Source organism: Pleionea sp. WD8-19 (assembly GCF_055326765.1).
Genome location: NZ_JBUZOU010000010.1, coordinates 82899 through 95677, shown reverse-complemented (window position 1 = coordinate 95677; position 12779 = coordinate 82899). Strand labels below are relative to the sequence as shown.

General features: G+C 43.4%; 11 protein-coding genes. 3 read left to right on the top strand and 8 right to left on the bottom strand.

Annotation, left to right across the window (positions count from 1 at the left end):
- The first annotated feature begins 10 nt into the window (after positions 1–10).
- The 3 genes from ACTUJY_RS13145 to ACTUJY_RS13135 are packed head-to-tail and all read left to right on the top strand — an operon-like array spanning position 11 to position 1952.
- Positions 11–616 carry an adenylyltransferase/cytidyltransferase family protein gene (locus ACTUJY_RS13145; RefSeq protein WP_463616559.1) on the top strand — a complete coding sequence of 202 codons (606 nt, stop codon included), beginning with the start codon at positions 11–13 and terminating at the stop codon, positions 614–616.
- Positions 613–1209, top strand: a complete 597-nt coding sequence (locus ACTUJY_RS13140; protein ID WP_463616558.1) for an NUDIX domain-containing protein — start codon at positions 613–615, stop codon at positions 1207–1209. Before ACTUJY_RS13145 ends, ACTUJY_RS13140 begins: the two co-directional genes overlap by 4 nt.
- 17 nt (positions 1210–1226) lie before the next feature.
- On the top strand, positions 1227–1952 hold the full coding sequence (locus ACTUJY_RS13135) for an NUDIX hydrolase (RefSeq protein ID WP_463616557.1): 726 nt from the start codon (positions 1227–1229) through the stop codon (positions 1950–1952).
- 97 nt (positions 1953–2049) lie between these two features.
- Here ACTUJY_RS13135 and ACTUJY_RS13130 read toward each other — a convergent pair whose 3' ends face one another.
- From ACTUJY_RS13130 to ampD, 8 genes are all read right to left on the bottom strand, one after another.
- Positions 2050–2451, bottom strand: coding sequence for an AgmX/PglI C-terminal domain-containing protein (locus ACTUJY_RS13130; protein WP_463616556.1), 402 nt, complete (start codon positions 2449–2451; stop codon positions 2050–2052).
- 66 nt (positions 2452–2517) lie between these two features.
- The gene (locus ACTUJY_RS13125) at positions 2518–3063 is read right to left on the bottom strand and encodes a P-loop NTPase family protein (RefSeq protein WP_463616555.1); all 546 of its coding nucleotides are present in this window, start codon (positions 3061–3063) and stop codon (positions 2518–2520) included.
- A gap of 220 nt (positions 3064–3283) precedes the next feature.
- A complete protein-coding gene (locus ACTUJY_RS13120; RefSeq protein WP_463616554.1) occupies positions 3284–4954 on the bottom strand; it encodes an HDOD domain-containing protein in 1671 nt (556 codons plus the stop codon).
- 121 nt (positions 4955–5075) lie between these two features.
- Complete coding sequence (gene lpdA, locus ACTUJY_RS13115; protein ID WP_463616553.1) at positions 5076–6500, bottom strand: dihydrolipoyl dehydrogenase; 1425 nt, start codon at positions 6498–6500, stop codon at positions 5076–5078.
- Between the two features lie 126 nt (positions 6501–6626).
- Positions 6627–8264 (bottom strand): dihydrolipoyllysine-residue acetyltransferase, encoded by a 1638-nt coding sequence (gene aceF, locus ACTUJY_RS13110; protein ID WP_463616552.1) that lies wholly within the window; start codon positions 8262–8264, stop codon positions 6627–6629.
- Positions 8265–8312: 48 nt separating this feature from the next.
- Complete coding sequence (gene aceE, locus ACTUJY_RS13105; RefSeq protein WP_463616551.1) at positions 8313–10982, bottom strand: pyruvate dehydrogenase (acetyl-transferring), homodimeric type; 2670 nt, start codon at positions 10980–10982, stop codon at positions 8313–8315.
- Between the two features lie 466 nt (positions 10983–11448).
- Complete coding sequence (gene ampE, locus ACTUJY_RS13100) at positions 11449–12216, bottom strand: regulatory signaling modulator protein AmpE (protein WP_463616550.1); 768 nt, start codon at positions 12214–12216, stop codon at positions 11449–11451.
- A 22-nt stretch (positions 12217–12238) separates the two neighbouring features.
- A complete protein-coding gene (gene ampD, locus ACTUJY_RS13095; protein WP_463616549.1) occupies positions 12239–12778 on the bottom strand; it encodes a 1,6-anhydro-N-acetylmuramyl-L-alanine amidase AmpD in 540 nt (179 codons plus the stop codon).
- Between the last annotated feature and the right edge of the window lies 1 nt (position 12779).

Sequence of the window (12779 nt, the reverse complement as noted above, 5' to 3'; positions counted from 1 at the left end):
GGAGCGAAAAATGACGATCAGGCAAGTAGGTATTATCGGCTCTGCGTTTAACCCTCCGCATCTTGGCCACAAAGATGTTATTGAGCAGGTTGAGCACGAATTTGATGAAATCGTTCTGGTTCCCAGCTTTCGGCACGCGTTTGGAAAGCGTATGATTCCCTACCCTTACCGGCTGGCTATGACCAATACAATGGTGGATGTTTTATGCGAAGAGAAACAGCGGCAACATAAACCGATTCCCACCATTTTAACGTCCAGCATTGAGCAGGAAATTGCGCGCGGAAAAACCGGACCTGTGTACACCTTTGATGTATTGGAAGCAATTGAAGACAATTATCGAAACGATAATCTCAACTGCGAACTAACTTTTGTGCTAGGACCTGACAATGCCGCTTTCGAAAACTGGAGTCGATTTTACAACTACAAAGAAATCAGAAAACGGTGGAACCTGAGAGTGGTAAGCGAACGAAAACACATTCGTAGTAGTGACATCCGCTCACTGATTGCGAATTATCAACGACCGCTTCATTTATTTCAGGCAAGATTTTCTGCATTTTTAGATCAAGCTGTTGCCAATTACATTTTTAACCACAAACTTTATGGAGTAAATGCGTGAGTAAAATTAAGAGAAGTGACATTATTAAAAAGACCGAAATATGTCACGATGCCTTTTTTCAATTAAAGCGACATACCGTTCAGTACCCTCGTTTTAACGGTGAACTGAGCCGAGAGCATAAGCGAGAAGTGCTGGTTCGCCGACCTACTGTTGCCGCCCTGGTTTATGATTCCGACACCAATAAAATACTACTAACCCAGCAATTTCGTGTCGGCCCATTAGAAAATGATGACGACCCTTGGATTTTTGAACTTCCAGCTGGCATTGTTGAACCCGGTGAAGACAAAATTGAAGCCATTAAAAGAGAAGTGCTGGAAGAAACCGGCTATACAATCGAAAAGCTGGAGCCGATTGGAGAATTTTACTTAAGTGCAGGTGGCACCAATGAAGTTTCAACGATTTACGCGGCAAAAACTCAGTTGAGTCACCAGGGCATACATGGTGCAGTTGGAGAAAACGAAGATATTAAAACATATGTAGTCGAACTGGACCACGCATTAACGATGTTGAAATCACAAAAAATGAGTGCGACTTCTGCCATAGCGCTTTACTGGTTTTCCGCACAACAATTGAAAAACAAAACGGCTTGCTGATATTGAGCGTTACAATTATGACTATTGATAAAAAAGAACAAGAATTTCTTAAACAGTACAACATTCATGATTACGATGTACCACTAACCAGTGTGGATATCGTTATCTTTACAGTAATCGATAACAACGTAAATGTATTGCTAACCAAACGCAATGACTATCCATTTAAAAATCAATGGGCGATACCCGGAGGCTTTGTTGATATCCACAAAGATAAAACCCTGGAGCAAACCGCATTACGAAAGCTCAAACAAAAAACCGGTTACGATGCACCTTACCTAGAGCAGTTGGGTGCGAAGGGTAATGGGACTCGCGACCCTAGAGGTTGGTCGGTCACTGTCACTTATTTTGCTCTGGTTAATGCTGACGAAGTGAACTTTGCCGATGACTGCCGCTGGTGCAAATTAAACGATGATGGAGAAGCCGAACAAGCTCTAGCCTTTGACCATAATCTACTCATCGATGACGCTTTTCAACGCTTAAGAAATAAAGCGCAATACTCAACCATTGTTCTTCATGTATTACCGGAAAAATTCACTTTGTCTGAATTGCAATCGGCCTACGAAATTATTTTAGGTGGCAAACTGAATAAGTCAGGATTTCGACGGCGAATCATCAACAGCCATGTTATTGAAGAGTTAGTAGGTGAATTGAAACAAACAGCTACTCGAAAAGCACAGCTTTATCGAAAATCAGGAGAGGAAGACTTACATTTTTATATGCGGGAGATTTATGCTCGTTAAATGTTCTAGTACTTCACATTTAACGAGATTTTGAACTTATCGCACATCCCTTGTTGTTTTCAGCCTCTAGCAGATGCTGTCAGTAAGTTTTGATAACCTACTTCGGAATGAAAACAAATTTATATAACACTGAATCGGTAAATTCAATATCTCCAAAGTCGAGTGTTTGAACAACTTTAAGTATACAGTTTTCTAAATCGGGATGATTAAGTTCCGATTTAATCAATTTCAATTTGGTAACTCTACCTTCAGAGTTGATTACAAGCTGAAATACAAAGTCACCTTTAAGCGTGTTGTTGGATTTAAGTTCTATGTCGTATAGTTCTAAAATTCGACTCATTTCTCTTTCAAAAGTTTTCCTTATGATTTCAATTGGGATGCCTTTGGACGTATTGCTTCCTTGAGGTGTAGTATTAGGTTCAGCGAAAACTTGTACGCAAGCAACCGCGAGTAAGAATATGAATAATCTAACTTTACTAAAATACGTTTTTTTGTTCATGGTATGTACTTACTCTGTAATACGCCGAGCTAAAACGCTCGACGAGAATAACGATATATGGCATTTTTAGCGACTCGTTATATGCGAATTACTGATTATTTTGTCAACAAAACTATTTAACTCAGAAATTGTCCGAATAACATGCAGTGATTTGTTAGCTGATAGTTTTTCCAACCTTTGCATGAATTCATCATTCCAAAATCTAGGGCAAAGCTTTAATGTTTTATAGCTCTCAAGCGTTCCCTTTAATACGGAACTTCCATCAGGCCAACCTTTTGGCTTTTTATACAACCCATTGATGAACCGCTTTGTCACTAACCAATAGGTGGTCAAGTATGGCAGCTCAATATAGACCAAAGTATCAGCTACTTCTAATCGTCTGTTAAATGAATCCAACGAATTCATAGGACCAAAACCTTCTATGATCCACTCTTCAGAAGAGAGGATATTCTCATGAATCTCTTCGTAGCTTTTCTTGTCTATCTCTTGACCATTTTTTTGATATAAAATTGCATCTAGCGCATACAATTTTATTCCGGTAGCCAATGCTAGTTTTTTACTTAAGGTGGACTTCCCATTACCTGGTTTGCCAAAAACTGCCACTTTTTTCATTCTAAATCCACCGATTTAACTTAACTGAAGAGGCAAAAACTCAAAGCTCGCCTGCGGGAAAGGTCGAAAAATGGTTAGTGAACCTTTAGATTCACCAACTTTGTAGAATATATGATAATTCGAAAAAATTGCTTCATAAGTTTTTATTCATTCGCTTATGTTGAAAGACGAGTAATTCAATGTCAATAAGGAGTTTAATGTTAGCGCTTATAAATTACTATCAACAGCCACTAGCCAACATCATCAATGTCAAGTCATCTTCCCAGTCGCTGATATCGGATTCAAATTTTGCTTTTAGCCAGTTTAGCTGTTCCTTTAAAGGCAGGTTTTTCGACTGCAAAACCCATTGAATAAACTCTTTGGTGCCCAGTTCAGAACCATCACTTTTACGAGCCTCTGTTATACCATCCGTGTACAAATACAGTCGGTGTTGGTCAAAACGCAAAATATCAGGTTGATAATCGATTCCTTCCAAAACACCCAATGGCGGCCCTTGTGCTTCGATTTGTTGAATACCTTGACTGCTAATTTGTAGAGGCGGAATATGACCCGCATTGACAATTTCCAACTGGCATTGATTGAGATCCAGCTGGCCAGCAACAAACGTAACAAACATACCACGTACCGATGTTTCAAAAATTTCGTCGTTAATGAGCCGTGTAATGGTTTTTAAATCTTTATTGACTTTACTCAAACAACGATACAACGAAATGGTTTTTGCCATAACTAATGCGGCATGAGTTCCTTTTCCAGAAACATCACCTAAACAAAATGTGATAGTGCCATTTTTATGTTCGTAATAATCAAAAAAGTCACCGGACAATGTTTTGGCAGGAATGTTAATGGCTGCGACATGTTCTCTTTCCGAAATATCCGATTGTAAGCTTTGTTGAATTTCACGAGCAACTTCAAGCTCCTCATTGAGCTTTACCGCTAACTGATCTCGTTCATTCAGTGCTTGTTGCAGTTGCCAAGTGAGTTCTTGATAGCTCAAATTATCTTCTGCCAGTTTTTTATTGGCAAGGTGGAATACTTCATCAAGGTCCACCTGAGAGACTTTTCCCAACGCCATTGAGTCAGATGCCGCTTGCGCATTTTCTGTTAATTCAGAAAAAAACTGATCGAACATTTCATCGTTTAATTGCGGGAATTGCTCCCGCAAAATATTTAATGATTTAGACTTACTGCAACTGTGCAGCAAGGCAACACTCCAATCAGCCATCATAAGTGCCCGGCTCAGCAAATTACTTACATTTGGCTGATGATGAAGTGCAATGGCTTCGCTGTACAAAGCGGGTAACTGCCATTTATTTAGCAGTGAAGCGCCTAACTGAAAGTGAGTGTCGTCAAATATTTGTTGTTCCATTTTCAGACGATCATCGGGTGCGTTAGCAATCATCGATGGCCAGCGCTCCGCTTTCTTCGGGTTGAGTATGAATAAAATTAAAAAACCTAAGTCAGCTAATAAACCACATGTGAAAGCTTCCGATTTTTGACTGGTGGAAAGCGAGTTCTCACTCAAATGCTCCAACCACATTTGGCAAGCCACTGCCCGATACAGTGCGTCATTCCAAAACGGATAGGTATCGATATTATCAATAGGGTTTCCAGCAAAAGATTCTTTAATGGCAAAGCACAAGGTAATGTTTTTTACGACGGCTAACCCCATCGCAACAATGGCGTGTGAAACCGACTCAATTGTTTGCGAAAAGCCATAATACGAAGAATTAGCTAAGCTGAGTAAGCGACTGGAAATAACCGGATGAGTGGAAATGAGCTGAGTAAATGGCTCTACCTCAATATCTGGGTCTGTGCAGGCTTTAATCAATTGAAACGTCGCCTCATCAGGAAGCGGAATATCTTCGGGGTTGATGGTTGATGAGTTAGACACGTCAATTTCCTGAGCTGGAGAGCTTACTCAAGTACTGTTAAGCATAGCCGATGGGAGACGAAACCTCAGCATAAAATATAAAAGGCGCTGAAACAGCGCCTTTTATCACAATCGTTAACGATTATTTTCGTTTCTTAGGAGGCAAGTCCGTACAAGTGCCTTCTAATACTTCAGCTGAAAAACCTACGGATTCAGACAAGGTTGGATGCGGATGAATGGTCAACGCCAAGTCCTCTGCGTCACAACCCATCTCAATGGCTAATGCCACTTCTGCGATCAATTCTCCAGCGTTTACTCCTACAATTCCGCCACCAATGATTCGGCCGGTGCTTTTATCATAAATGGTTTTTGTGAAGCCTTCCTGACGGCCTACACCAATCGCTCGACCACTGGCCGCCCAAGGGAAAGCGCCGACTTCCACTTCAATGCCTTTCTCTTTCGCTTCTTTTTCAGTAACTCCAACCCAGGCAATTTCCGGATCAGTGTATGCAACCGACGGTATGCACAGCGGCTCAAAGAAATGCTTTTTACCTGCAATAACCTCTGCCGCAACATGTGCTTCGTGGACCGCTTTGTGCGCCAACATTGGTTGGCCTACGATATCGCCAATTGCGTAGATGTGTGGAACATTTGTTCGTAATTGTTTATCAACCGCAATGAAGCCTCGCTCATCGCAGTTTACACCCGCTGTAGCGCAATCCAGTAAATCACCATTCGGTCGACGTCCAACCGCAGAAAGAATTCGATCGTACTTAACCGGTTTCTCAGGTGCATTTTTACCTTCAAAAGTGACGTAAAGCCCATCTTTTTTTGCTTCAACTTTAGTCACGCTGGTTTGCAACATGATGTTGTCGTATTTTTTGGAAACATACTTTTGTAAAACTTTGACAATATCTTTATCGGCGGCAGGAATCAGTTGATCGGCCATTTCAACCACATCGATTTTAGCGCCAAACGCGCGGTAAACCGTCGCCATTTCTAGGCCAATAATACCGCCACCCAATACCAGCATTTTTCCTGGCACCTCTTCCAATTGCAATGCACCAGTCGAGTCCATAATGCGAGGGTCATCAGGAAGGAAAGGCAGTTGAACCACTCGAGAGCCAGCCGCAATAATACAGTTATCAAAGGTCACCGTTTGCGCTTTTCCATCGTCGCCGGTAACCGTAAAGCTATTGGCTGACGCAAATTTGGCAACACCTTGCACAACTTTGACCTTGCGCATTTTGGCCATGCCAGCCAAGCCTTTAGTTAACTGGCCGACAACGCCGTCTTTGTAGTCTCGAATTTTATTGATATCGAGTTTGGGCTTACCAAACTTAACGCCGTGCGCAGACATTTCTTCGGCTTCATCAATCACTTTTGCGGTATGCAGTAATGCTTTTGATGGGATACAGCCAACATTCAAACAAACACCGCCCAATGTGGAATATTTTTCGATAAGAACAACATCCATTCCTAAGTCGGCAGCACGAAACGCTGCGGAATATCCCCCTGGACCGGCGCCCAGAACCACCACTTGACCGTGAATATCACCTTTACTCATGTGACCCTCTGTTAAATTTTTTGTGCGTTAGCGAAAAAGTGTGCGAATTGTAGCGCAAGCGCGCTAGTTTCCCAAATTTATCATTGTCTTCAGCTCCTCCAAATAAGAAGTGCTGAAGTCATCGTTTTACAATAATACGCGGCGAATATCGGCCAGAGTTTGTGCAAGATGAACACTAAACCGCGCTGCATCAGCACCATCGATTACTCGATGATCATAAGAAAGCGACATGGGTAACATCAGCCGAGGAACAAACTCCTTACCGTTCCACACAGGTTTCATTTGATTTTTACTCAGCCCTAAAATTGCCACGTTAGGCCATGCAACAATGGGAGTAAACGACGTTCCACCAATGCCACCCAGCGAAGATATGGTAAAAGTGCTGCCAGCCATTGCATCGGCACCGAGCTTTTTCTCTCGTGCTTTTGCACTTAAGTCAGCCAACTCTGTTGCAATCTCATAAACTGATTTTTGATCCACATCACGTACAACCGGAACCACCAATCCATCCGGAGTATCAGCAGCAACACCAATATGAAAATATTTTTTCAAAATTAAATTTTCACCGTCGTTCGCTAGCGACGAGTTAAAACGTGGAAAAGCTTTCAAACTACTAACCAGTGCTTTCATTACAAACGCAAGCGGTGTTAAACGCACACCCGATTTAAGCGCTTCGTCTTTCATCGACTTACGGAAAGCTTCCAGTTCAGTGATATCGGCTTCTTCATGCTGTGTGACATGCGGAATGGTGATCCAGTTACGATGTAAGTTCACACTGCTGATTTTCTGAATGCGTGATAACGGCTGCTGTTCCACTTCACCCCATTTGCTGAAATCTATTTCAGGCATTTCAGGCATCGCAAATGAACCAGTCGCCGCTGTCGCTTTAGGACGGGATAACTCATACTTCACAAAGTTTTGAACGTCTTGCTTGGTAACTCTTTGCTTGTTTCCTGTACCGCTCACTTTCGACAAATCCACACCCAGTTCGCGTGCAAAACGTCTTACTGCAGGGCTGGCGTGTACCAACCCTTCGGTTTTTGAGCGATTTTGTTGAGGGTAATCTGGAACCGGTGCTTTTTTCGGTGGAGCAGCCGTAACATTGGATGTCTCAGTTACCGTTGGAGAGGGTTGTGGAGCACTTTCCATTTGTTGGGAAGGCTCGTCGGCCACGCCAACTACGCGCATTTTACCAATTAAAGAGCCTTTACTGACTTTGTCGCCAACGGAAATACGCAGTTCAGTAATTTTACCTGCATGCGAAGAAGGCACTTCCATGGTCGCTTTATCGGTTTCCAACACTATTAAGCTGTCATTTTCCTGAACCTCGTCACCTTCGGAGACACACAGCTCAATGACATCGACATCACTGGCATCACCAATGTCTGGCACATGTATCTCAATTTCACTGCCGGATTCTGAGTCGCTTTTTGCGCTCACCGGACTATCAGCAACGGCTCTTTTTTCACTGGCCAGTTCCGATACGGCATCAATTGCTTTTTCGTCATCTTCACTGGTATCTGTGGAAGGATCGACCAATAAAATCAAGTCACCTTCAGAAACCTTATCGCCTACCGATAATTTTATTTCCGTAACCACTCCCGACTTTGAAGACGGTACTTCCATTGTTGCTTTGTCGGTTTCTAAAGTGATCAAAGGATCTTCTTTCTTAATCGTATCACCCACCGACACCAATACTTCGATCACGTCGACATCGGCACTGTCGCCAATATCCGGTACTTTTACTTCAACAAAATTCGCCACAATATTCTCCGTGATTCTTTATTTTTCGACGTCAATACTGCTTTTTAATTATGCAGTCAGTGGATTGGGCTTATTGATATCAATTTGATACTTCTCAAGAGCCTTCGCGACCTGTTTTCGATCGACGAGTCCCTCTTCCGCCAACGCCATTAATGCCGCAACCACTACGTAGTGACGATCCACTTCAAAGAAGTTACGTAAGTTCGCGCGACTGTCCGAGCGTCCGAAACCATCCGTTCCCAACACTTTGTATTTACCAGGAACCCAGTTTCGAATTTGATCGGCGTACACTTTCATATAATCGGTAGCAGCAACAACCGGACCGGTTTGACCTTCAAGGCACTGCGTAACAAATGCTTTTGTCGGCTCATCCGTTGGGTGCAACATATTGTGTCTGTCGGCGTGTAAACCATCGCGACGTAACTCATTAAAGCTGGTCACACTCCAAATATCGGATTCTATTTTCCAATCTTTTTTCAACAACTCTGCAGCGGCAATCACTTCACGTAAAATAGTGCCAGACCCTAACAGCTGAACCCGCGCTTGATCTTTCTTCGCTTTGGCACCGGCCTTAAACAAATACATGCCTTTGATGATGCCTTCTTCGGCACCTTCCGGCATCGCAGGCTGTTCGTAGTTTTCATTCATGGTGGTCAGGTAGTAATACACATTTTCCTGATTTTCATACATGCGGCGCATACCATCGCGAATGATCAATGCCAACTCATAAGCAAAGGTGGGATCGTAGCTCACACAATTAGGAATGGTGGATGCCAAAATGTGACTGTGACCGTCCTGATGCTGAAGCCCTTCTCCGTTTAATGTGGTTCGGCCGGCGGTTGCACCAATCAAAAAGCCTCGCGCCTGCATATCACCCGCCATCCAGGCTAAATCACCAATGCGCTGGAAACCGAACATCGAGTAATAAATATAAAATGGGATCATTGGCAGGTTGTTTGTGGAATAACTGGTAGCCGCTGCCATCCAGCTGGAAAAGGCTCCGGCTTCGTTAATCCCTTCCTCAAGGATTTGACCTTTTTTATCTTCGCGATAAAACATGACTTGATCCGAATCCACAGGTTCGTACAACTGCCCGACTGAGGAATAAATACCGTATTGGCGGAACATCCCTTCCATGCCAAACGTACGTGCTTCATCGGGCACTATGGGTACAATGCGATTCGACAGTTTTTTATCTTTTAATAGAATATTCAAAATACGAACGAAAGCCATGGTGGTCGAAATTTCGCGACCGTCGGAGCCTTTTGTCACCGCTTCAAACGCTTTTAATGGCGGCACCTCGAGTGCGTCTGACTTTGCGCGACGGTGCGGCAGGTGACCTCCTAATGCTTTACGGCGCTCTCGTAAGTATTTGATCTCTGGGCTGTCTTCACCTGGGTGATAAAATGGGATTTCTTCCAAATGCTCATCGGCGATTGGAATATTGAAGCGATCGCGGAATTGCTTCAATGCTTCAAGGTTCATCTTTTTCACTTGGTGAGAAATGTTTTTACCCTCACCACTTTCACCCATACCGTAACCTTTTACCGTTTTCGCAAGAATGACCGTGGGTTGACCTTCGTGATTCACAGCGCGATGGTAGGCCGCGTAAACTTTTGTTGGATCATGGCCACCACGGTTTAATCGCCATATGTCTTGATCCGACATATTGGCGACCATTTCTAATAATTTAGGGTGTTTGCCAAAGAAATAATCGCGGGTGAACTTACCACCTTTCGCTTTGTAGTTTTGATACTCACCATCAACCGTTTCTTCCATGGTTTGCAACAACAAACCATCGGTATCACGAGCAATTAATGGATCCCAATAGCGCCCCCAAATCACCTTTAATACATTCCAACCGGCACCCCGAAAGTCGCCTTCGAGTTCCTGAATGATTTTACCGTTGCCTCGCACTGGGCCATCCAGTCGTTGCAAATTACAGTTAATAACAAAAATTAAGTTATCGAGTTTTTCTCGCCCGGCTAACGCGATGGCACCTAAAGACTCCGGCTCATCCATTTCGCCGTCACCGAGAAAAGCCCAAACTTTTCGACCTTTGGTTTTCGCCAAGCCGCGATTTTCCAAATATTTTAAAAAACGCGCTTGATAAATAGCAGCAATAGGTCCAAGCCCCATTGAAACGGTTGGGAACTGCCAGAAGTCGGGCATCAACCATGGGTGTGGATAAGAGGACAAGCCTTTGCCATCGGTTTCTTGACGAAACGCTCCCAGTTGCTCTTCGTTTAAGCGGCCTTCGAGGTAAGCGCGTGCGTAAATACCCGGTGAGGCATGCCCTTGAAAATAGACAAGATCACCATCGAAGTCTTCCGTATCACCACGGAAAAAGTGATTAAAACCAACATCGTAAAGCGTAGCTGAAGAGGCAAAGCTTGAAAGATGCCCCCCCAACTCCAGATCCTTCTTGGTGGCCTGTAATACAATGGCAATAGCATTCCAACGTATTAAAGAACGTAATCGACGCTCCATTTCCTGATCACCGGGAATATGAGCTTCTTGCGATGGTGGGATGGTATTGAGATACGCAGTGGTTGCATCGTAAGGGATGTGCGCGCCTGACCGCCGAGCTTTATCAATTAAGCGCTCTAACAAATAGTGCGCGCGTTCAACACCTTCTTCTTCCAGCACCGCTTCCAGTGATTCGAGCCATTCCTGCGTTTCGATCGGATCGACATCGTTTTTGGAATCAACCGCCATGAACTGGTTTCCTCTTTATTGTTCGTTTAGTACCTATTGGTACTTGAAAAGTAAGTAAAGACTAATTTTTCGGCCTTCGCGAGTCATCGCTTCTAAGAAGTGGCTTCAGGGAAACCATTGAAGGCGTTTCGTCATGACCGAGGTGCTCGCTCAAAACAAGCAAAGGATTAATTTGGGGTCGTATGATACCAGAGCAATAAGCAAATTGAAGACGTACCAGTGCTTTTTTGTAATTTTTTTACACGATTTTTGAAAGTAATGCGCGTCAGTTTACGGTCATTTGGAATAATCTTACAAATAACGATGACAAATCGCACCAAATTGGTGCTTATGAAAGTACAATTGCGAGTTGCGAGTTGCGAGTTGCAAGAAAAGAGTGAGTTCATAAACCTGGCAGTCAAATTGCTTATTTACTAGAAACTCGTAACTCGATACTCGAAACTGCTTTTCTCCACTCCCTTATTGATCAAAGCTGAAAGAAAAAGCCCAACGCCACTAACACCATCAACAGCAATAAACTGCGTTCGCATAAATGACGTGCAGCAGCCAGTGGTGGATCCGACTCAGCCAAAGCAAGCGCCTCTAATGCGGTATCTTCCACCAGTCGCCGGTTTTCAATCTGCCCATCAAACAGATGACTTTTGATCAGGCTAAACCCGCGTACAAAGTTACCCGTCATCAAATATAAAAAACAACTGACTCTTGCAGGGATCCAGTCAGCCCAATGAAACCACTGTCGCCAGAGTAGGGTTAACGCATTTTCAGAGTCATCACTAGGTTCGTTATTCGCAAGATGCTCAATCAAGCGATACGATAAGGCCGCAACAGGACCGAGAAGAATAAACCAGACGATCACACCAAAATACCCTCGGTGAGTAAAGTATAACAACGCTGTGGCGGCTTCTTTTCCTGTCTGCTCATCTCCAACTTTGAGATGATAAAACTGACTCAAACTCTGAGGGCCTAAACACCAAAATAAAACCACTAAACTGAGTAAAAACTCCAACAGCAATCCTAACAATCCGTGTTGCCCATTAATTAATAAAGCTGCCACAATGATCGGCGGTAATAAAATGATTAAAGCGACTCCATTAACATTCATGCTTTGTGCTTTATCGAATCGTGCGCGCCACTTATGCGCATACTGCTCGATCCATTGATGCTGACGCATTTGAGCCAGCTGGCTCAAAAAGGTTTCCAATAGTAAAGCGGCTACCAAAACGAGAAGTGTCATAAATTTCCAAGTGTAGCGAATGTCATCGACTGTGAGTGGATAATAGTTTGAAGAAATAGTCCCAGTCAAATGCAGGGCCGGGATCGGTTTTACGGTCCGGCGCGATATCTTTATGACCGACAATATTTTCCGTCGTTATTTCAGGGTATCGCTGTTGTAAAACTCGCGTTAACTCCACCAATGATTGGTATTGTTTTACGGTATACGACTGATCGTCGGTACCTTCTAATTCAATGCCAATGGAAAAATCATTGCAATTGCTTTGACCATTCCATTCCGAAACACCAGCGTGCCAAGCTCGTTTATCGCAATCGACAAATTGTGTCACCGCACCATCGCGTTCAATTAAAAAATGACTGGATACCTTTAAATCGGCAATCGTTTGAAAATAAGGATGTCGGTTGGTATCTAACTTACCCAGAAAAAAATCTTGAATATAGCCACCACCGAACTCTCCAGGAGGCAAACTGATGTTGTGAATCACCAAAAGCCTGATATTCGTTTTTGACGGGCGTTGGTTAAAGTGAGGACTGGCCAGTTGACGTGCGAGCGAGTAAATCAAT

Excerpts from the sequence above, each read along its gene's own strand:
- ACTUJY_RS13145 (WP_463616559.1), top strand. The coding sequence starts at position 11 with ATGACGATCAGGCAAGTAGGTATTATCGGCTCTGCGTTTAACCCTCCG.
- ACTUJY_RS13135 (WP_463616557.1), top strand. The coding sequence starts at position 1,227 with ATGACTATTGATAAAAAAGAACAAGAATTTCTTAAACAGTACAACATT.
- ACTUJY_RS13130 (WP_463616556.1), bottom strand. The coding sequence starts at position 2,451 with ATGAACAAAAAAACGTATTTTAGTAAAGTTAGATTATTCATATTCTTA.
- ACTUJY_RS13125 (WP_463616555.1), bottom strand. The coding sequence starts at position 3,063 with ATGAAAAAAGTGGCAGTTTTTGGCAAACCAGGTAATGGGAAGTCCACC.
- lpdA (WP_463616553.1), bottom strand. The coding sequence starts at position 6,500 with ATGAGTAAAGGTGATATTCACGGTCAAGTGGTGGTTCTGGGCGCCGGT.
- aceE (WP_463616551.1), bottom strand. The coding sequence starts at position 10,982 with ATGGCGGTTGATTCCAAAAACGATGTCGATCCGATCGAAACGCAGGAA.
- ampE (WP_463616550.1), bottom strand. The coding sequence starts at position 12,216 with ATGACACTTCTCGTTTTGGTAGCCGCTTTACTATTGGAAACCTTTTTG.